The following is a 19,088-nucleotide window of genomic DNA, read 5'->3' as shown; positions in this document are numbered from 1 at the left end:
CCAAGCGGAGGACCGCGCCCTCAGCGCAACTGCGAAGCGCGTGCGCGCCACTCCGCAATGAGCGTTGCCGTCACCGGGTCTGCGGCTTCGCTCTCGCCCTGGAGCGCCGGCAACAGGCGATTGGCCACCTGCTTGCCCAGTTCGACGCCAAACTGGTCGAACGGATTGATGCCCCACACCAGCCCCTGCAGGTACACGCTGTGCTCGTACATCGCGATCAGCGCGCCGAGCGACTGCGGGGTGAGCTCGTCCAGCAGGATCAGCGTGCTGGGGCGTTGGCCGGCATAGCTGCGGTGCGGGTCATCGCTGCCCTGGCCGTTGGCAAACGCCTCCGACTGCGCGAACAGATTTGCGAGCAAGGCGAGGTGGTTGCCCGGGTGGTCGTGGTCTGGCCGCGCGACGCCGATGAAGTCCACCGGCTCGATGCTGGTGCCCTGGTGCAGTGCCTGGAAGAAGCTGTGCTGACTGTCCGTGCCGGCACCGCCCCACCACACCGGAACCGTATCGACGGCCACCGGGGAGCCATCCAATCGCACCGACTTACCCAGGCTCTCCATCACCAGTTGCTGAAGGTAGTTGGGCAGCAGCTTCAGTCGCTCGTCGTACGGCAGCACCGCCTGCGTGGAAAGCTTGAGCGCGTTGCGGTTCCACACCGCGGTCATGGCGTGCCACACCGCGAGGTTCTCGCGCAGCGGGGTCAACAGCACGTGCGCATCCATGCCTGCCGCGCCGTTCAACAGGGCCTCGAACTGGTCCATCCCGATGGCCAGCGCGATCGGGAAACCGACCGCCGACCACAGCGAGTAGCGCCCGCCCACCCAGTCCCACATCGGCAGAACGCGCTCGGCGGGGACGGCAAACGCCTCCGTGGCCCGTGAGGGGTTGGCGGTAATGGCGTACAGGTGGCGGTCACTGCCCAGCCACGTGCGCAGGATGGCGCCGTTGAGCAGCGTTTCCTGCGTGCCGAAGGTCTTGGAAATGAGCAGCACGGCCGTGCGCGCGGGATCCAGCCGCGCCAGCACGCGCTGCGCGGCAGCCCCGTCGACGTTGGACAGGAAGTGCACACGGAAGCGTCCGCCCTCCACGGGCGCGAGTGCGTCGACCACCAGTCGCGGCCCGAGGTCGGAACCGCCAATGCCGACGCTGACGATGTCGGTCACGTGGCTGGCGGCCAACTCGTCGACCAGGGCACGCATGCGCTCACGGACGGCGACGGCCTGTGCATGGGCTTCGCGCCCGGATTCGGTGCCGGTCAACTCGCCACGCAGGGCGGTATGCAGGGCCGCACGGCCTTCGGTCTGGTTGACGGGCTCGCCGCCGAACAAGGCGCGAAGGCGCCCCGGGGCGTCCACCGACTCGGCCAGCGCAAACAGTGCCTCCAGCGTGACGCGATCGTAGCGCTGGCGGGCGAAGTTGGCATACACCGGACCCGCGCGAACGGCGAACCCGCTGGCGCGGCCGGGATCAGCCGCGAGCAGCGAAGCCGTGCTGACCCCGTCCAGACGGGCCGCGAGGGAAGTCAGTCCATCCAGCCCGTTGGTCGTGGTCATCTGCCGATCAGGCGGCCTGTGCGGGGATCGAGTGGTTGGTGTGCGTGAGGCGGTTGTCCCGGTCCACGTACACCATGGTCGGCTTGTACTTGGCGGCCTCGGCCTCGTCGGCCACACCGTAGGCGCAGATGATCACCAGATCGCCGACCTGGGCGCAGTGCGCCGCAGCACCATTGACCGAGATTATGCCACTGCCCTCTTCGGCGCGGATGGCGTAGGTCGAGAAGCGGTGGCCGCTGTTGATGTTGTAGATGTGGATCTGCTCGTACTCGCGGATGCCCGAGATGTCGAGCAGGCGGCCGTCGATGGCGCACGAGCCTTCGTAGTGCAGCTCGGCGTGGGTGACGGTGGCACGGTGGATCTTGGCCTTGAGCAGGTTCAGTTGCATGTGCGTACTCAATCCGCAGGGGGTCGCGGGTGAAAGCAGGATTCTACCAGCCGATGGCGCAACGCAACATCTGCCGGAAACCGGTTCAGCCAGCGGTTGGCGGACGCTGACGGGCCGTTCAGGCCTCGAATTCCAGGTTGTCGATCAACCGGGTGGTTCCGAGCCGGGCGGCGATCAGGGCCACCCGCGGGCCCGGCTGGCCGTCGACCGGCTCCCGCAGGTCCGGCGTGCGGATCACGGTGTAGTCCACCTGGAACCCGTCGGCGGCCAGGGCGCGCGCCGCGTCGGCCTCCACCTGCCCACGCGAGGCGCCACCCTTCACCGCTTCCCGCATGGCCTGCAGGGTGCGATGGATGCCGGGGGCCAAGGTGCGTTCCTGGGCTGACAGGTACTGGTTACGCGAGCTGAGGGCCAGGCCATCTTCGGCGCGGAAGGTGGGCGCGGGAACCAGCTCAACCGGGAACGCCATGTCCCGGACCATGTACCGGATCACGGCCAGCTGCTGGTAGTCCTTGCGGCCAAACACGGCCACGTCCGGCTGGACCTGCAGGAACAGCCGCGAAACCACCGTGGCGACGCCATCGAAGTGACCGGGGCGGTGCGCCCCTTCCAGCGTGGCGGTCACGTCGGGGACGCGGACGCTGACGGCGGCCTCCGCTCCGTACGGATACATCGTGTCCACCGAGGGCAGCCACAGCAGGTCGCACCCGGCGGCGCCCAACCCGTCGGCATCGGCTTCCGGCGTGCGCGGGTAACGGGAGAAGTCTTCGTTGGGGCCGAACTGGGTCGGGTTGACGAACACGCTGGCCACCACGCGATCGGCGTGGCGACGCGCCAGTTCGATCAGCGAAAAATGCCCGGCGTGCAGGTTGCCCATGGTGGGCACGAGCGCCACCCGCAGGCCAGCACGCTTCCATTCGGCCACGCGGGCGCGCAGCGTCGCCAGGTCCTTGACGGTCTCGATCATCGGTGGGGTCTTCCGGTGGGGATGCGCCGGTCAGGCGTAGGAATGTTCGGCGTCGGGGAACGCGCCGGTGCGGACCGCATCGGCGTAGGCCTGCATGGCGCCCGCAATCGAGCCGCCTTCGGCCAGGAAATCCTTCACGAAACGCGGGCGACGGTGACCGCTGTTGACGCCCAGCAGATCGTGCAATACCAGCACCTGGCCATCGCAAGCGGGGCCGGCCCCGATGCCAATGGTCGGGATGGCGAGATCCGCGGTGATCTGCGCGGCCAATGCACTGGGCACGCATTCCAGCACCAGCATTGCGGCCCCTGCCTCCGCCACGGCCCGCGCATCGTCGCGCAAGCGGGCGGCGGTGGCGTCATCGCGCCCCTGCACCTTGTAGCCACCGAGGCGCAGCACCGACTGTGGCGTCAGGCCCAGGTGCGCACACACCGGAATCTCGCGCTCCACGAGGAAGCGGATCACGTCCAGCTTGTGCCCGGCACCCTCCAGCTTGACCATGGCCGCGCCGGCCTGCAGCAGGCGCGTTGACGCGTCCAGCGCCCGTTCCGGGGTGGCATCGGCCTGGAACGGAAGATCTGCCACGACCAGTGCCTTGGACAGCCCGCGCTTCACGCAGGCGGTGTGGTAGGCGATGTCTTCGACGGTCACGGGCAGCGTGCTGTCATGGCCCTGCACCACCATGCCGAGCGAGTCACCGATCAGCACCAGATCGACGCCGCTGGCGTCCAGGGCGCGCGCGAACCCGGCGTCATAGCAGGTGAGCATCACCAGCTTGCGGCCTTCATGCTTGGCCTCGGCCAGCGCCGGCACGGTCCAGGGTTTTTCCCGCGGGGTCGAGGTGTACATGGGGTCAGCGGTTTCCGGGGTGGTCGGAGGCCCGAGGTGCTCGGGCGGGATCGTCGATTTCCGGCCCGGGCGAGCATTCGCCCCCCAGGACCTGGATGTCGTCGGTCACCAATGCAGCCAGGACATGCGCCGCAGGACCGATGCCGGGAATGATCGCATCCGGCGCCACTTCCACCAATGGCACCAGCGCAAACGCGCGCTCGGCCAGGCGGGGGTGCGGGACGTGCAGCCCGGGAAGGTCCACGGCGCCATCGCCGTACAGCAACAGGTCGAGGTCCAGCGTACGGGGTCCCCAGCGGTCACTGCCATCGGCGCTGCGCTGCCGGCCGGCCTCGCGCTCCAGTTGCAGCAGCGCGTGCAGCAGTTCCAGGGGAGGAAGCGAGGTTTCCAGCAACGCCGCGGAATTGACGAAATCCGCCTGCGCCGTCACGCCCCACGCGGGCGTGCGGTACAACCGTGACCGCCGCACCACCCGGGTATGGGGGATGCTGCCAAGCGCATCGAAGGATGCGCACACCGCGGCGGCGGCATCGCCGATGTTTCCGCCGATCCCGACCACCGCCAACGCGGGCATGCTCACTCGCCGGCCGGCCCTTCCGCCATGCCGTCGCCGGCGTGCGCACCACCGTTGCCGCGGCGACGGCGGCGACGCTTGCGCAGCGCGCGGCCTTCGCCTTCGCCTTCGTCCGCGTCATGGGCGGGTTGCGCCTCCAGCTGGGCCGCCAGGGCATCGCCCGGCTGCAACTGCGCCTCACGCCAGAATGCGACGTCGGCTGCGTGTTCGTCCGAGGCCGCCAGCCGCAGCTGGAGGAAGTCGAAGGCCGCGCGGAAACGCGGATGCGCCAGCAGACGGAACACGCGCTTGCGCTGGCGTTGGGAGAAACGCGTCTGCAGCAGCCAGATTTCCTGCATGGGCAGCGAGAAGCGGCGCGGCAGCGCGATGGTGTCCAGTTGGTGCACGGTCACGCGATCGGCGGCGCGACGCTGCGCTTCCACCGTATGCATGCCCTGCGACTGCAACTGGATGAGCGACCGGCAATAGGCCGGCCACAGCAGCAGTGCGAACAGGAACGCGGGCGACACGGGCTCGTCATTGGCCACGCGCTGGTCGGTATTGCGCAAGCCGGCGAGCACCATGCGACGTAGTGCGCCGCTGCGGTTGGACTTGAGGGCCGCGGCGGTTTCCGGGAACAGCGCCGGCAGCAGGCCATGGCGCTCCAGCCCTTCGAAGCTGGCCACGCCGTGCCCGGACAGGAACATCTTCAGGCATTCCTCGAACAGGCGCGCGGGCGCCGCTTCCTTGAGCAGCTGGGCCAGGGCGGGGATCGGCGTCGCGGTGTCGCGCTCGATTTCAAACCCGAGCTTTGCGGCCAGTCGCACGGCGCGCAGCATGCGCACCGGATCTTCGCGGTAGCGGGTTTCCGGATCGCCGATCAGGCGCAGGACCTTGTTGCGCACGTCCTCGAAGCCACCGACGTAATCACGCACCGAGAAGTCTTCGATGGCGTAGTACAGGGCGTTGGCGGTGAAGTCGCGGCGCACCGCGTCTTCCTCAATGTTGCCGTAGACGTTGTCCCGCAGCAGGCGGCCCCCGTCATGCACTTCGCGATCGCCGCTGCCGTCGTCCGCGCTGGAACGGAACGTGGCGACCTCGATGATCTCGCGACCGAACACCACGTGCGCCAGCCGGAACCGGCGGCCGATCAACCGGCAATTGCGGAACAACTGCTTGACCTGTTCCGGCGTGGCGTCGGTGGCCACGTCGAAATCCTTGGGGTGCCCTCCCACCAGGAGGTCGCGCACCGCCCCTCCCACGAGGTAGGCGCCAAAGCCGGCCTCGCGCAGCCGGTAGAGCACGCGCAGTGCATTGGGGCTCACGTCCTTGCGCGAGACATTGTGCTGGTCGCGCGGGATCGAGCGCGGCAGTACGGCTTGGATTTTGTCGGTTGGCTGCATCAGTAGCGGGGCTTGCCGCGGAGTAAGGGGAAATCGCTGACCGGAGGGTGAACGGCCCGTTGCCTAAGGCCACGGAGCCGCCTATACTAACAGGCCACGCTGCGACGTAAGTCTGGCGTGACCCCTGCTCCCTTCGTCTAGAGGCCTAGGACGTGGCCCTCTCAAGGCTAAAACACGAGTTCGAATCTCGTAGGGAGCGCCAATTCGCGATCTGATCGCACGAAAAGCCCGCGTCGCAAACGCGGGCTTTTCTTTTTTCCGCGAGTCGAGCCGCGCATCACCGACGCCCTGCGCATGCCCCCCGGCGCGCGTGTCGGCCATGACGGCACGTTCGGCATTTGGGTTCGCCCATCCGGAACGTTAAACTTCGCGTAGCTTCGATCCCCACGGAAGACTGCCATGCCCTTCGTTGTCACCGAGAACTGCATCAAGTGCAAGTACACCGACTGCGTGGAGGTGTGCCCGGTGGACTGTTTCCACGAAGGCCCCAACTTCCTGGTGATCGACCCGGACGAATGCATCGACTGCACGTTGTGCGAACCCGAGTGCCCGGCCAACGCGATCTTCCCGGAAGATGACGTGCCTGCCGGCCAGGAAGGCTACGTCAAGCTCAACGCCGAGCTTGCGAAGGACTGGCCGGTGATCAACGCCCGCAAGGATCCGCTGCCCGATGCCGCCGAGTGGGATGGCAAGACGGGCAAGTTGCCCCTGCTGGAGCGCTGAGAGCCCCACACCGGTCCCAGTTGACCGAAGGGCGTCTCGAAATGCAGAACGGGTGCCGAAGGGCACCCGTTCCTGTTTGCAGCATTGGATTCACGGAGCCGAATCGGCGCCTGTGAGTGCCGCCATCGAACCCCGGGAAACACCGGTTGCGCCGCGCGCGGCATCTGCCGGCGCGCGGACGCGATCCCCCGGTCAGCGACCGCCCAACGCGTCCTTGAGGCTGGCGATCAGCTTGGCGGGTGCCTCGCCGGTCGCGGGCACACCGCGCGGATCCACCGCGGACACGTAGGCACCGGCCTCGACGGCGGCGATTCGCACTAGGAAGTTGCTGCCACCGTAATTGACGTCAAACGCGCCCAGCAGCTGCGCGCGGCTGGCGATCGTCACGCCCTCCACCTTCGCCAGCGCATCGCCGACCTTGGTGAATGTGTCGTCGCGCGTGCCGCTGACGGTGAATCCCGAGGCGGCCACCGCGGCACCGGCGGGCTTGGGCTGTGCGCTGCCCGCCAGACCCGAAGCGGTCGCCGAGCCCGCATTGGGCGCAGCCGCTGCACGATCCAACTCCGGCGGCACCTCCAAGGGACGGGACGCCACGTCGTCGGCATACAACTTATTGCTGTTCCGCCACCAGCCGCAGCCGCTACCGGCCACTACCGCGGCCAGCACCACGCTGCCCACCACCACTCGACCCATCGAGACGTTCAAACGCATGCACTACTCCTGCTTTCAGGCCGTGACGGTGTCGCGGCAGGCGGATTCCAGATCTTGAATGATGGCCGCAACGCGCTCGGCCGTGTCCCGATGCTCGCTCGACAGCGTGGTGAGCGGCAGGCGCAGGCCGTGGCCGATGCCCGCCATTTCCAGCAGCGCCTTCACCGGGATGGGGTTTGGCTCGATGCCGAAGAAGTCGTAGGTCGGTGCGAGGCGTGCGTCCCAGGCCTGCGCCTCGGCGTCCCGACCGCTGCGCGCAAGGTCACACAACTGACGGAAGCCGCGTGGCAGCACGTTGGACGCCACCGAGATCACGCCATCTGCACCGGCCAGCATGGCACGGCAGGCCGTCGCGTCATCGCCACTGAGCACGCTGAAACCGTCGCCCTTGAACGCCAGCAAGGCTTCCATCCGCTCGGGCTCACTGCGCGCTTCCTTGATGCCGATGATGCGCGGGTGCTGGTACAACTCGGCCACCGTCTCGGGCAGCAGGTCGCAGCCGGTCCGGGTCGGCACGTTGTAAAGTACTACCGGCAGCGCGCCGTCGTCGGCGATGGCGCGGTAGTGCGCAATCATGCCGGCCTGCGTGGGGCGCACGTAAGGCGGCGTGACGACGAGGGCCGCATCGGCGCCCAATGCCGCGGCGCGACGGGTCTGCTCGATGGTCTTGGCGGTGTTGGACAAGCCAGTGCCGGCCAGCACGGGAATGCGGCCGCCCACCCTCTCGACGGCCGTGCGCAGGAGCACGTCGTACTCCGCGTCGTACAGCGCATTGGCCTCGCCGGTCGAGCCGGCAACCACGATGGCCTGGGTGCCGCCTTCAAGCTGCTGGTCCAACAGGCGACGCCAAGCGTCGAGGTCGAGTTCGCCGGTGACGCCAAACGGCGTGGCCAGCGCGGTGATGCTGCCAATGAGTCGCAAGGGGGAGCCTTCGCGTGGATCGGGTGGGCGCGCACGGGCGCGTGGATTTAGCCCTGCGATGCTAATCGGGATGGGGCGGGCCGTCCATGGCGGTTGCCGCGACAACGCCAGCCGCCCTTCAGGCAGCGAACCGCCCGGATGTCGGCTTGCGACCCCAAACCACGGCCAAGTATCCTCCCCTTCCATACACGGCGCCCCCGGGCCGCCGTTCAGCCACCCGAGCCCACACGCTCCCAGCAGGCGCCGCCTTGACTGATTCCGCTTCCCGGCCGTCGCCGAACGAAAACCACCTCCTGATCAACGCCTACACGACGCATCCGGAGTCGCCGCTGCTGTCGGTGACCCGCCGGATCTCGGACAGCGGCTGCAACCTGGTGGACGCACGCCTGTCCACCGTGGGCCGCGACGTGTCGGTGACCGCGCTGGCGGTGGGCTCGTGGGACGCCGTCGCCAAGCTCGAAGCCATGCTGTCCCGGCTGGAGCGCGAGGAAGGCATCAAGCTGGTGTGGTACCGCACCGGCCCCAAGCAGATCCAGTCGAACCTGCTGCCTTACATCGTCGAGGTGGTGGCGGCGGACAAGCCGGGCATCCTGTTCCAGCTGGCCGACTTCTTCGACCGTCAGGGCATCACCATCGAGAGCCTGCACTGCTCGCGCTACCGCGCCATGCAGACCGGCGCGGACATGTTCTCGGCGCAGGTGACCATCGGCGTGCCGGCGAGCATGCACATCGCCGCGCTGCGCGATGACTTCCTCGAGTTCTGCGACCACCTGAACCTCGATGCCATCATGGACCCGATGAAGTTTTGAGGACTGCCATGCTCGACACCGGCGACCGCATCCCCGACCTGCCGCTGGCGCTGTCCAGCGGCGCCAGCGCCCGCACCGGCGACTTCAAGGGCCAGTGGCTGGTGCTGTACTTCTACCCGAAGGACAGCACGCCCGGCTGCACCACCGAGGGCCTGGACTTCAATGCGTTGCTGCCGAAGTTCAAGAAGCTTGGCGCGACCGTGCTGGGCGTTTCGCGCGACTCGCTCAAGTCCCACCAGAACTTCTGCGCCAAGCAGGGCTTCAAGTTCGACCTGGTCAGCGACCAGGACGAGGCGCTGTGCAATGCCTTCGGCGTGATCAAGCCCAAGAAGTTGTACGGGCGTGAATACGTGGGCATTGAACGCAGCACTTTCCTGATCGACCCGAAAGGCGTAATAGTGGAGTCATGGCGACCGGTCAAAGTCGCCGGCCATGCCCAGGCCGTCCTGGAAGCCCTGCAAGGTTTCGCCAAGTAGGCGCTCCCGGAAGGCTGCATACCACCAGTGCTCCACAAGGGTTCCGCAACGAAGTGACCTCGCCTGTCCACATCAGCCCACCACCCCGCCCCGCGGGCCTGTGGTGGCTTTGTCGTGTGCGCGGACCGGGAGACCGCGCCAGCCCCGCCCCAAGCTGCCCCACCCCATCGCCATGAACCGGTGCTGCCGCCCCTGCGGCCGCCCAACGCCACGAGGCCTGGAATGACACGAAGCAAGCGGATCTACGTGCTCGACACCAACGTGCTCATGCATGACCCGACCGCGCTGTTCAAATTCGCCGAACACGACGTGTTCCTGCCGATGCAGGTCATCGAAGAGCTCGACAACGCGAAGAAGGGCAACTCCGAAGCCAGCCGCAACGCCCGGCAGGTCAGCCGCTTCCTCAACGAAGTGATCGAAGCCGGCGGCACCACCGACATCCACGAAGGCGTGCCGCTGGTGCGGCCGCAGGGCCTGCAACTGCGGGGCGACCAGAGTACCGGCCGCTTGCTCTTCCAGACCCGCGATTTCGACGCGGGCAAGCGCTTTGGCGCGGTCATCCCGGACAACCACATCCTGGGTTCGATCCTGTCGCTTAAGGAGACCCACCCCGGCGTGCCGGTGGTGTTCATCTCCAAGGACATCAACCTGCGGATCAAGGCGTCCATCGCCAGTATCGCCAGCGAGGACTACGAGAACGACCGCGCGCTGGACGATTTCAGCCTGCTGTATACCGGTGCCACCGCGCTGCCGGAGGATTTCTGGACGCGCCATGGCAAGGACCTGAAGTCGTGGACGGAAAAGGGCCGCACGTTCTACGAACTGAATCGCAACCCTGACGATGACTGGTACCCCAACCAGTTCCTGTACCTGCCGGGCGACGATGAGTCGGAAATGAAGGTGGCCCGCGTCACCGACAGCAAGGTGGTGCTGCAGATCGTCGACGACTTCCGCCACAACCAGCATTCGGTGTGGGGCATCACCGCGCGCAACCGCGAGCAGAACTTCGCGCTCAACGCGCTGATGGACCCGGAGATCGACTTCGTCACGCTGCTGGGCACGGCCGGCACCGGCAAGACCCTGCTGGCGCTGGCAGCAGGCCTGGCGCAGACGATGGACCAGCAGCGTTACCGCGAAATCATCATGACCCGCGCGACGGTCAGCGTGGGCGAGGACATCGGCTTCCTGCCCGGCACGGAAGAGGAAAAGATGACGCCTTGGATGGGCGCGCTGACCGACAACCTGGAGGTGCTGACCCACAACCAGGACGGGGGGACCTGGGGCCGCGCGGCCACCAACGACCTGCTTGCCAGCCGGATCAAGATCCGTTCGCTCAACTTCATGCGCGGGCGCACCTTCTTGAGCCGCTGGCTGATCCTGGACGAGGCCCAGAACCTCACGCCCAAGCAAATGAAGACGCTGATCACCCGTGCCGGCCCCGGCACCAAGATCATCTGCCTGGGCAACGTGGAGCAGATCGACACGCCGTACCTGACCGAGACCACCTCGGGCCTGACCTACGCGGTGGACCGGTTCAAGCACTGGCCGCACAGCGCGCACGTCACGTTGCGTCGCGGCGAGCGCTCGCGCCTCGCGGACTACGCGTCGGAAGTGCTGTAAACCGCCGGCATGGGAATCGAACTGCCCCGCTGGGTGTGGTTGGGCGCCGGCCTGCTGGCCGGCGTCGCGGGCATGGTCAACGTGGTGGGCTACCTGGGCTTCGAGCATCAGGCGGTCACCCACCTGACCGGTACCACGACCCTGCTGGGTTCGGCCCTGGCCCGGGGTGACCTGCGGGCGCTGGCGCACCTGGCCGGCGTGGCGCTGGCCTTCATGCTGGGCGCCGCGCTGAGCGGGATGATCATCCAGGACAGCACGCTGCGGCTGGGGCGCCGCTATGGCGTGACGCTTGCACTGGAGTCGCTGTTGTTGCTGGCGGCCATCCCCTTGTTCAAACAGCAGCAGATCGCCGGCGCCCTGTTGGCGGCGATGGCCTGCGGCCTGCAGAACGCGATGGCCACCACGTACAGCGGTGCGGTGATCCGCACCTCGCACCTCAGTGGCATGTTCACCGACCTGGGGATCGGACTGGGTCATGCGTTGCGTGGCATGCCGCTGCAGAGGCGACGCTTGCTGCTCTGCGGGCTGATCATCAGCAGCTTCCTGTCCGGCGCGATCGTCGGCGCGCTGTTGTTCGTGCGACTGGGCTACAACGCATTGCTGGTGCCGGCCGTGATGACCGGCACCGCGGGCCTGGGCTACGTGGCCTATCGCTACCTGTGGGCGCTGCGCGAGCGCGAGTACGACGCGGGCGAGTAACTCCCGGGAGGGATAACGACCATCGAACCGGGCATCATGGCGCCCTGCCCCATCGGAAGAGTCCCGTGACCGACCCTCGCCCTGCCTGTGCCCTGACCATTGCCGGCTCCGATTCGGGTGGCGGCGCGGGCATCCAGGCCGATCTGAAGACGTTTGCCGCGCACCGGGTGCACGGACTCAGTGCGATCGCCGCGCTGACCGCGCAGCACACGCGTGGCGTGACCGCAGTGGAGGTGCCCTCGACGGCCTTCCTGCGCGCGCAGATCGATGCGTGCTTCGATGACTTCAACGTGCAGGCGGTCAAGCTGGGCATGCTGGCCACGGCCGAGGTGATCCATGCCGTGGCCGACGCCCTGGAACACTACCGGCCGGCCCACACGGTGCTGGACCCGGTCATGGTCGCCACATCGGGGGCCCGCCTACTGCAGCTCGACGCGCTGGACGCCATGCGGACGCGGCTGCTGCCGCTGGCAACGGTGGTCACACCCAACCTGCCCGAGGCGGAGCTGCTGCTGCAAACGACGATCAGGACGGAAGCGGCGATGCAGGAGGCCTGCCAGGCGTTGCTGGGCACGGGGGCGCGTGCCGTGCTGCTCAAGGGCGGCCACCTGCCGGTCAACCCGCAAGACGACCGCGATGACGAGGTGGTGGACCTGCTCGCCGATGGCAAGGGCATCCGCCAGATCCGCCATACGCGCTTGTCCCTGGAGGCCCACGGCACGGGCTGCACGCTGGCCTCCGCCGTGGCCGCACAATTGGCGCAGGGGTGGTCGCTCTCCGAGGCGTTTACTTCGGCGTCGGACTACGTGCATCGCGCACTGGTCCGCGGGTATCGGCCCGGTCGCGGCGATACCGTCGTACTCGACCATTTCGGGGCCATGGAGCACTAAGCCGGTCGTCGAACGCGACAAGTCGGCCTTGACCCCGCAGGCGGCACGTGTCCGTCCGCGAGGATGCCAACCATGCTACGGGGGCGGTGCCATGCGCGATGGCCGCACCCAACCGCTCGGGACGTGATCAGGGATAACCGGTCACGACCCATGGGCCCCACACCGTGTGCGGAATTGCAGGCTTCATAGAGCCAGGTGCGACGCCGGACGAGGCGTGGCCGGTACTGGACCGGATGATCCGCACCCTCGCGCACCGGGGGCCGGATGGCTATGGATTCCATGCGGACGTCGGCATCGGTCTGGCCCATTCGCGCCTGTCGATCATCGACCTTGCCACCGGCGACCAGCCTATCCACAACGAGCGCCGCACCGTCTGGACGGTCTTCAATGGGGAGATCTTCAACCACGTCGAGCTGCGCAGATCGCTGGAGGATGCGGGCCACCGCTTCTACACCCAGTCCGACACTGAGGTGATCGTCCACCTCTACGATCGCTACGGCGATCGGTTCGTGGAGCACCTCAACGGCCAGTTTGCCATCGCCCTTTGGGACGCCGAGCGCAGGCGCCTGGTGCTGGCGCGGGACCGCGCAGGCATCCGACCGCTGTTCCTTGCGCGTAGCGGCGCGCGGCTCTGCTTTGCCTCCGAGGTCAAAGCCCTGCATGCGGTCCTGCCGGACACGGCCGTCCTGAACCCGATCGGACTGGCCCAGGCCCTGACCTACTGGTCGACCATCGACCCGGACACGGTGTACGCGGGAGTTCGCAGCTTGCCACCGGGCTGCCTGCTCAGCATCGAACACGACGGCCGGGAGCAACTGACCCGCTATTGGGATTGGCGCTTTCCACCGGCGGAAGATGTCTCCCCGGCCAGAGGCACGTTCGATATCGAGGCGGCCACCGCCGAGTTACGCGACCTGCTCATCGATGCCGTTCGCCTCCAGCTTCGCGCTGACGTGCCGGTAGGGGCATACCTCAGTGGCGGACTGGACTCATCGGGCATCGTCGCGCTGATCCGGGGCTTCACGAATGCGCCGGTCCGTACGTTCTCGCTCGCCTTCGACGACGGCGAGTTCGATGAAAGCGAACACCAGGCGGCGGTGGTCAAGCACCTGGAGACCGACCACACGACGCTGCGTTGCAGCCGGGCCGATATCGGCCGCGCGTTCCCGCGGGTGGTGAGCCACGCGGAGACGCCCATCCTGCGCACGGCGCCGGTGCCGCTGATGCTGCTTGCGGGCAGCGTGCGTCAGCACGGCTACAAGGTCGTGCTGACGGGCGAAGGCGCGGACGAGGTGTTTGGTGGGTACGACCTGTTCAAGGAGGCCAAGATCCGCCGATTCTGGGCGCGGCAGCCGGACTCGCGGATGCGGCCCCTGCTGCTTGGTCGGCTTTATGGCTATCTCGAGAACTCGCCGGTCCGGCACGCAGGCTTTGCCCAGTCGCACTTCGGCCAAGGCATGGAGCACGTGGGGCGCCCGATATTCGCGCACGTGCCGCGCTGGTCCACCTCAAGTCGCGCGATGGCGATGCTGTCGCCGGAAATGCGCGCGTGCATTGGCGCCTGGGACCCGTTGATTGCCTACGAGCAGACGCTGCCTCCGGACATCATGGGGTGGAGCCCGCTGGCCCGCGACCAGTACGTGGAGGCGAAATCGCTGCTCGCGGGGTACCTGCTCTCGGCACAGGGCGACCGGGCGGCCATGGCCAACTCCATCGAGGGGCGGTTCCCGTACCTGGATCATCGGCTCATTGAATTTGCCGCCCGTCTGCCGCCCAGCTTCAAGATCCGCGGGCTGACGGAGAAGTACATCCTGCGTCGCGCGCTGTCCGGGCTATTGCCGACGGACATCATCCGTCGCACCAAGCAACCCTACCGCGCGCCCGACAGCCAGAGTTTCTTCCAGGACGGGAAACCGCTCGACTACGTGGCCGAGCTGTTGGGCCGGGAAAGTATCCGGGCAGCAGGCTACTTCGAGCCTACGGCTGTCGAGCATTTGCTGAAGAAATGCCAAGCCGGACGCGCCACCGGCTTTGCCGACAACCAGGCGTTTGTCGGCGTGCTGTCGACCATGCTGCTCCATCAGGGCATGGCGACCTCGCGTGCCCGCCCCCGCCACGAGCAATCGCCTGCGGAGCGGCATCTGGCCACCTCGGTTTAAGCCAGTCCTTGCGCAGATCGGCATGCGCGTCTGCCGCATCAAGTGCTTGCGAGGTGCTTGTACAAGCGACGCCTGGGATTGGCCGACGCGGCTACGCGGCCCCGTTATCCGAATCAGACGAGCCCTACTAGTGCGCCGTTTGCAGCCGCACGGCGATGGGCGCCGCCTCGGATGGGGACGCAATACCGGTACGCGTGGCGCGTTCGGACTGGAGATGGAGCGGAATGGAACGGCGAAAGCAAATCAAGCAGTTCGTATTGGAGAACTTCCTGTTCTCGGACAACGAGGGGGCCATCAGCGACCACGACTCGTTGATTCGGGGCGGGATCGTCGATTCGACCGGGATCCACGAGCTGATCCTGTTCCTCGAAGAGCGCTACCAGATCTCCGTGACGCCGGATGAGATGACGCCTGCCACATTCGATTCGATTCACTCCGTGGACGAGTTTGTTACACGAAAGTTGTCGGCCTGATACAGGGGGATGGGGAACGTGGAGTCACTGGCGTCCAGGGTCGCATCGATGGCGCGCGCCGAGCCCGACAGGCTCGCGATGGTCGATGGAGGGCGTCGCAGCAGTTACGGCGCGTTCGTTGCCCTTGCGTCAGGCTTTGCCAGCCAGTTGCTGGCCAGCGGATTACAGCCTGCTGATCGAGTCGCCATTGTCCTGCCCAACCGGATCGAGGCAGCCGTGGCGTGCTACGGCACCTGGATGGCGGGAGGGGTGGTCGTGCCGCTGAACGTGCAGGCGCGCGCTCGCGACTTCGCACCATGGATCGAGCATTCCGGCGCACGGTTCATCGTCCATGAGCGGGCGAACAACGACGTCGCAATTGCACTGGAGACCCTGGAATCCCCGCCGCGTGCTTTCGCCCTGAGCGATGACGAGGCGATCTGTCCTGCGGCGGAACCCGGCACCGGTGACGGCGAGGCTGCGCAGCCATGTGCTGCACACGATGGCCTGGCGATGATTCTCTACACCTCCGGCACCACGGGGGCACCCAAGGGAGTCATGCTGAGCCATGCCAACCTGCTGGCCAACGCGAAGGCCGTGACGGCCTACCTTGAGCTCTGCAAAGACGACAGCGTGCTGTGCGTGCTGCCCTTCTACTATGCCTATGGCGCTTCCGTGCTGCACACGCACCTGATCAACGGCGCCGCGGTCCACCTTGCGAAGAATCTGCTTTTCCCCCATCTGCTTGTCGAAGCCTTGGCGACCCACGCGATCACCGGCTTTTCAGGCGTCCCCTCCACGTTTGCCCTGTTGCTGGACCATGTGGAACTGGGACGGCATGACCTGTCGCGCCTGCGTTATGTGACGCAGGCCGGTGGCCCGATGACACCCACGCTGACGGCACGGCTTCGCCAGGCGCTGCCACGCCCCCGACTGTTCGTGATGTACGGGCAAACCGAGGCCACCTCGCGCCTCACATGGCTGCCTCCCGAGCAACTGGACGCCAAACCCGGGTCGGTGGGTATCCCGGTCGATGGGGTCACCATCCGGATCGTCCATGAAGACGGCTCCACTGCAGCAGCCGGCGAATCTGGCGAGGTCTGGGTTCGCGGACCCAACGTGATGCTCGGCTATTGGCGCAATGCCGAGGCCACGCAGGCCGCCTTGCGGGATGGCTGGCTGAAGACGGGCGACATGGGCCGCCTCGATGGCGACGGCTACCTGTACATCGCGGGCCGGCGCAGCGACATGATCAAGACCGGCGCACATCGGGTCCACCCCACCGATGTCGAAGAAGCGATCGCGGAGATTCCCGGGGTGATCGAAGCCGCGGTGGTGGGCATCGACGACGAGGTGCTGGGCCAGGTCATCAAGGCCTTCGTCGTGGTCGAGCGCATCACGGAACAGCTCGCCAACGAGATCAAGGCGCACTGCCGCACCCGTCTGGCGACGTACAAGATCCCCAGGCACATCGAGTTTGTTTCCAGCCTGCCCCGGACTGCATCAGGCAAGGTGCAGCGCGCCCAACTGCTTGCACGACAGACCACCGCATGAGTGCCCTCGATCTCAACATGCTGGACCTCGACTACGAACGCGAAGCCGATCGCATTGCCGCCTCGCTAAGGGACATCACCGCGCGCACACTGCACCGCCGCGGACTGGTGGTGGCCATATCCGGCGGGATCGACAGCTCGGTGAGCGCCGCACTTGCGGTGCGCGCCCTGGGCGCCGATCGCGTGTTCACCCTGATCCTGCCCGAACGCGACTCCTGCGACGACAGCGCCAGCCGCGCCTCGCTGCTGGCAGCACACCTCGGCGTGCGCAGCGAAACCGTCGACATCCAGCCCACGTTGGCGGCGATTGGCTGCTACCAGGCGCGTGACGCGGCCGTGCGCAATCTGCTTCCCGAGTACGGCGACGGCTGGAAGTTCAAGATCGCGATCGACGGCGGCACGGAGGGCCGCATCAACCGATTCCGGTTGATCGCGCAGTCTCCCGACAGCGAGTCACACGCCCGCGACTTGGGTCTAAATGAGTACCTGACCATCGTCGCGGCCACCAACTTCAAGCAACGCATACGCAAGACGCTGGAGTACTTCCACGCCGACCGCCTCAACTATGCCGTAGTGGGAACGCCCAACCGTGTGGAGTACGACCAGGGCTTCTTCGTCAAGAACGGTGATGGCTCGGCGGACGTGAAGCCCATCGCCCATCTCTACAAGACTCAGGTGTACGGCATGGCGCGACACCTGGGCCTGCCCGATCGCATCTGCGAGGCGGTGCCCACCACCGACACGTACAGCCTTGAGCAGGGGCAGGACGAGTTCTATTACGGCCTTCCTTACGAACAGATGGACGTCGCACTGTGGGCGCTGAACAACGGCAAGCCTGCCACGTGGCTCGCGGAGGCCATTGGCATCAGCCTCGCCCGGGCGGAAGCCACGTACGAGGATATCCGCACGAAGCGGCGCACCACGCGTTACCTGCACCAGCCGCCGGTGCTGGCCGGTTGCGTACCGGAGCTTGAGACCGGCGCGTGACCACGTGCACACCAGCGCCGCTCTACACGCTGCACGACGCGGATCCCATCCGGGACCAGGACATCGTGCTGTCCATCTGGCGGGGCAACCTGCAGCATGAGCACGGTGGCCACGAGGCCAAGTACCGATGGTTCTACCTGAGTGGGCCGGATGGCCCGCCCTTGCTGCAACTGATGCGGCATGAGCCCAGCGGGGACTGGGTGGGCACGTGCGCCGCCGGGCGGCGTCGGATGCTGTTGAACGGAAACGAGATCCGCGGCGGGGTGATCGTCGATTTTGCCGTGCTGCCCGAGCATCGTTCGCTGGGTCCGGCCTTGATCCTGCAAGGCGGGTTGATCGCCGCGAGCGCGCACCAACTGGACCTGCTGTATGGCTTCCCGAATCCGAAGGCAGTCGCTGCCGTCAAACGGGGGGGCTACGAAAAGCTAACCGATATCGTGGGGTACGCGCGGGTGCTGCGGCACGCGCGGTTTCTCGCCGAACACATGCCCGCCGTATTGGCCAACACCCTTGGAGCCATCCTCGACATGGCCGTCTGGGCATGGGATGGGCTGCGCCGACTCGTATCGCCACGCGTGCACACTGAATGGTCCGATCAGGCCGACGCGCGCATGGACACGCTCTGGCAGCAATCCGACCGTACCAGCGGCCTGATGATGGTCCGGGATGCCGCCTACGCCCGCTGGCGCTTTGACGAGGCACCGCAGGGCAGGACGCGCTACCTGTTCGTCATGGACAAGCGGGACGGTGCGCCATTGGCGTGGTTTGCGACCCGCAGCGATGCGGGCCTGCTGCGCGTGCGGGACTTCTGGTCCAGCGAAGGCGTGCGCGGTGTCAGCCGGACCTGCGTTGAGGCGTTGCTCTGGGCGGCCCGAGCGACAGGCCACGTCGGCATAACGACCGAGATCACGGCCCCTGCGGCCAGTTTGGCGGGGTGGCGCGCCTGCGGCTTCTTCGAGCGGGAGCGACGCCCCGTGTATGGGCGCTGGGGTGGCTCGACCGCCCACTCCGCCGGCATGGGGTGGTACCTGACGTCCGCGGACAAGGACGGCTAGGTCACGGATTCCCCCGCAGGAACAGGCATCATCTGGGCTCGCCCTTCCGGAGAGTTCGCGTGACCGATCCGCACGCCCGCACCCTGCCGATCAACGCGCAGCGCGGCGACGATGCCGTCGATGCCCATGAATTGAACGTGCAGGCCAACGACGGCCATGCCTGGTTGCTGCTTGCGCGCGTACCGCAACGGCCGACCGCCACCCTGCTATGGCTGCCCGCGCTGGGCTGACCTGCCCCCGCTGTTAGGGCCACGAGCTACTTCGTAGAGTCCAAGGTTGCGAGCTTATCGCTCGATGGGTGGGTTGCAAGGGTGCCGCTCTCT

Annotated in this window: 19 protein-coding genes, 1 tRNA gene and 1 pseudogene; 13 read left to right on the top strand and 8 right to left on the bottom strand. The window is 67.0% G+C overall.

Annotated elements, in window-relative coordinates; genetic code table 11:
* Positions 1-20: 20 nt before the first annotated feature.
* From pgi to pcnB, 6 genes and pseudogenes are all read right to left on the bottom strand, one after another.
* Positions 21-1,550, bottom strand: a complete 1,530-nt coding sequence (pgi, locus tag ACYVBS_RS10050) for a glucose-6-phosphate isomerase (protein ID WP_460823429.1) — start codon at positions 1,548-1,550, stop codon at positions 21-23.
* Positions 1,551-1,557: 7 nt separating this feature from the next.
* Positions 1,558-1,938, bottom strand: a complete 381-nt coding sequence (gene panD, locus ACYVBS_RS10045; protein WP_460823428.1) for an aspartate 1-decarboxylase — start codon at positions 1,936-1,938, stop codon at positions 1,558-1,560.
* Between the two features lie 118 nt (positions 1,939-2,056).
* Positions 2,057-2,905 (bottom strand): pantoate--beta-alanine ligase, encoded by an 849-nt coding sequence (panC, locus tag ACYVBS_RS10040; protein ID WP_460823427.1) that lies wholly within the window; start codon positions 2,903-2,905, stop codon positions 2,057-2,059.
* A 30-nt stretch (positions 2,906-2,935) separates the two neighbouring features.
* The gene (gene panB / locus ACYVBS_RS10035; protein ID WP_460823426.1) at positions 2,936-3,754 is read right to left on the bottom strand and encodes a 3-methyl-2-oxobutanoate hydroxymethyltransferase; all 819 of its coding nucleotides are present in this window, start codon (positions 3,752-3,754) and stop codon (positions 2,936-2,938) included.
* Positions 3,755-3,836: 82 nt separating this feature from the next.
* Positions 3,837-4,328: pseudogene (gene folK, locus ACYVBS_RS10030) on the bottom strand (2-amino-4-hydroxy-6-hydroxymethyldihydropteridine diphosphokinase); the annotation flags it as partial.
* 2 nt (positions 4,329-4,330) lie between these two features.
* Positions 4,331-5,710: a polynucleotide adenylyltransferase PcnB gene (pcnB, locus tag ACYVBS_RS10025; RefSeq protein ID WP_460823425.1), complete on the bottom strand. Its 1,380-nt coding sequence runs from the start codon at positions 5,708-5,710 to the stop codon at positions 4,331-4,333.
* A 126-nt stretch (positions 5,711-5,836) separates the two neighbouring features.
* On the opposite strand from pcnB, the gene ACYVBS_RS10020 reads away from it, so the two are divergent.
* A tRNA-Glu gene (locus ACYVBS_RS10020) sits at positions 5,837-5,912 on the top strand.
* Positions 5,913-6,109: 197 nt separating this feature from the next.
* Complete coding sequence (gene fdxA / locus ACYVBS_RS10015) at positions 6,110-6,433, top strand: ferredoxin FdxA (RefSeq protein ID WP_460823424.1); 324 nt, start codon at positions 6,110-6,112, stop codon at positions 6,431-6,433.
* A gap of 192 nt (positions 6,434-6,625) precedes the next feature.
* On the opposite strand, the gene ACYVBS_RS10010 is transcribed toward fdxA, so the two are convergent.
* The gene (locus ACYVBS_RS10010; RefSeq protein WP_460823423.1) at positions 6,626-7,144 is read right to left on the bottom strand and encodes a hypothetical protein; all 519 of its coding nucleotides are present in this window, start codon (positions 7,142-7,144) and stop codon (positions 6,626-6,628) included.
* A 15-nt stretch (positions 7,145-7,159) separates the two neighbouring features.
* Positions 7,160-8,065 (bottom strand): 4-hydroxy-tetrahydrodipicolinate synthase, encoded by a 906-nt coding sequence (dapA, locus tag ACYVBS_RS10005; RefSeq protein WP_460823421.1) that lies wholly within the window; start codon positions 8,063-8,065, stop codon positions 7,160-7,162.
* Between the two features lie 248 nt (positions 8,066-8,313).
* On the opposite strand from dapA, the gene ACYVBS_RS10000 reads away from it, so the two are divergent.
* The 11 genes from ACYVBS_RS10000 to ACYVBS_RS09950 all read left to right on the top strand — a co-directional run bounded on the left by ACYVBS_RS10000 (position 8,314) and on the right by ACYVBS_RS09950 (position 18,995).
* On the top strand, positions 8,314-8,874 hold the full coding sequence (locus ACYVBS_RS10000; protein ID WP_460823420.1) for a glycine cleavage system transcriptional repressor: 561 nt from the start codon (positions 8,314-8,316) through the stop codon (positions 8,872-8,874).
* A gap of 8 nt (positions 8,875-8,882) precedes the next feature.
* Positions 8,883-9,350 carry a peroxiredoxin gene (locus ACYVBS_RS09995; protein WP_460823419.1) on the top strand — a complete coding sequence of 156 codons (468 nt, stop codon included), beginning with the start codon at positions 8,883-8,885 and terminating at the stop codon, positions 9,348-9,350.
* 222 nt (positions 9,351-9,572) lie between these two features.
* On the top strand, positions 9,573-10,970 hold the full coding sequence (locus tag ACYVBS_RS09990) for a PhoH family protein (RefSeq protein ID WP_460823418.1): 1,398 nt from the start codon (positions 9,573-9,575) through the stop codon (positions 10,968-10,970).
* Positions 10,971-10,979: 9 nt separating this feature from the next.
* Entirely contained in the window at positions 10,980-11,669 is a 690-nt protein-coding gene (locus ACYVBS_RS09985) for a YoaK family protein (RefSeq protein ID WP_460823417.1), read from the top strand.
* 65 nt (positions 11,670-11,734) lie between these two features.
* Positions 11,735-12,559, top strand: a complete 825-nt coding sequence (gene thiD, locus ACYVBS_RS09980; protein WP_460823416.1) for a bifunctional hydroxymethylpyrimidine kinase/phosphomethylpyrimidine kinase — start codon at positions 11,735-11,737, stop codon at positions 12,557-12,559.
* A gap of 164 nt (positions 12,560-12,723) precedes the next feature.
* Entirely contained in the window at positions 12,724-14,718 is a 1,995-nt protein-coding gene (gene asnB, locus ACYVBS_RS09975; protein ID WP_460823415.1) for an asparagine synthase (glutamine-hydrolyzing), read from the top strand.
* A 224-nt stretch (positions 14,719-14,942) separates the two neighbouring features.
* Positions 14,943-15,191 carry an acyl carrier protein gene (locus ACYVBS_RS09970; RefSeq protein ID WP_460823414.1) on the top strand — a complete coding sequence of 83 codons (249 nt, stop codon included), beginning with the start codon at positions 14,943-14,945 and terminating at the stop codon, positions 15,189-15,191.
* A gap of 48 nt (positions 15,192-15,239) precedes the next feature.
* Positions 15,240-16,724, top strand: a complete 1,485-nt coding sequence (locus ACYVBS_RS09965) for a class I adenylate-forming enzyme family protein (protein ID WP_460823412.1) — start codon at positions 15,240-15,242, stop codon at positions 16,722-16,724.
* Complete coding sequence (gene nadE / locus ACYVBS_RS09960) at positions 16,721-17,710, top strand: NAD(+) synthase (RefSeq protein WP_460823410.1); 990 nt, start codon at positions 16,721-16,723, stop codon at positions 17,708-17,710. Before ACYVBS_RS09965 ends, nadE begins: the two co-directional genes overlap by 4 nt.
* Complete coding sequence (locus ACYVBS_RS09955) at positions 17,707-18,765, top strand: hypothetical protein (protein ID WP_460823409.1); 1,059 nt, start codon at positions 17,707-17,709, stop codon at positions 18,763-18,765. Before nadE ends, ACYVBS_RS09955 begins: the two co-directional genes overlap by 4 nt.
* A 59-nt stretch (positions 18,766-18,824) precedes the next feature.
* The gene (locus ACYVBS_RS09950) at positions 18,825-18,995 is read left to right on the top strand and encodes a hypothetical protein (RefSeq protein ID WP_460823408.1); all 171 of its coding nucleotides are present in this window, start codon (positions 18,825-18,827) and stop codon (positions 18,993-18,995) included.
* Positions 18,996-19,088 lie beyond the last annotated feature (93 nt).

The sequence above is a fragment of the Lysobacter olei genome (assembly GCF_054777355.1).
Note: the sequence above shows the minus strand (reverse complement) of the source record. Positions and strands in the feature narration are given on the sequence as shown.

Excerpts from the sequence above, each read along its gene's own strand:
- pgi (WP_460823429.1), bottom strand. The coding sequence starts at position 1,550 with ATGACCACGACCAACGGGCTGGATGGACTGACTTCCCTCGCGGCCCGT.
- panD (WP_460823428.1), bottom strand. The coding sequence starts at position 1,938 with ATGCAACTGAACCTGCTCAAGGCCAAGATCCACCGTGCCACCGTCACC.
- panC (WP_460823427.1), bottom strand. The coding sequence starts at position 2,905 with ATGATCGAGACCGTCAAGGACCTGGCGACGCTGCGCGCCCGCGTGGCC.
- panB (WP_460823426.1), bottom strand. The coding sequence starts at position 3,754 with ATGTACACCTCGACCCCGCGGGAAAAACCCTGGACCGTGCCGGCGCTG.
- pcnB (WP_460823425.1), bottom strand. The coding sequence starts at position 5,710 with ATGCAGCCAACCGACAAAATCCAAGCCGTACTGCCGCGCTCGATCCCG.
- fdxA (WP_460823424.1), top strand. The coding sequence starts at position 6,110 with ATGCCCTTCGTTGTCACCGAGAACTGCATCAAGTGCAAGTACACCGAC.
- ACYVBS_RS10010 (WP_460823423.1), bottom strand. The coding sequence starts at position 7,144 with ATGCGTTTGAACGTCTCGATGGGTCGAGTGGTGGTGGGCAGCGTGGTG.
- ACYVBS_RS09995 (WP_460823419.1), top strand. The coding sequence starts at position 8,883 with ATGCTCGACACCGGCGACCGCATCCCCGACCTGCCGCTGGCGCTGTCC.
- ACYVBS_RS09990 (WP_460823418.1), top strand. The coding sequence starts at position 9,573 with ATGACACGAAGCAAGCGGATCTACGTGCTCGACACCAACGTGCTCATG.
- ACYVBS_RS09985 (WP_460823417.1), top strand. The coding sequence starts at position 10,980 with ATGGGAATCGAACTGCCCCGCTGGGTGTGGTTGGGCGCCGGCCTGCTG.
- ACYVBS_RS09970 (WP_460823414.1), top strand. The coding sequence starts at position 14,943 with ATGGAACGGCGAAAGCAAATCAAGCAGTTCGTATTGGAGAACTTCCTG.
- ACYVBS_RS09965 (WP_460823412.1), top strand. The coding sequence starts at position 15,240 with ATGGCGCGCGCCGAGCCCGACAGGCTCGCGATGGTCGATGGAGGGCGT.
- nadE (WP_460823410.1), top strand. The coding sequence starts at position 16,721 with ATGAGTGCCCTCGATCTCAACATGCTGGACCTCGACTACGAACGCGAA.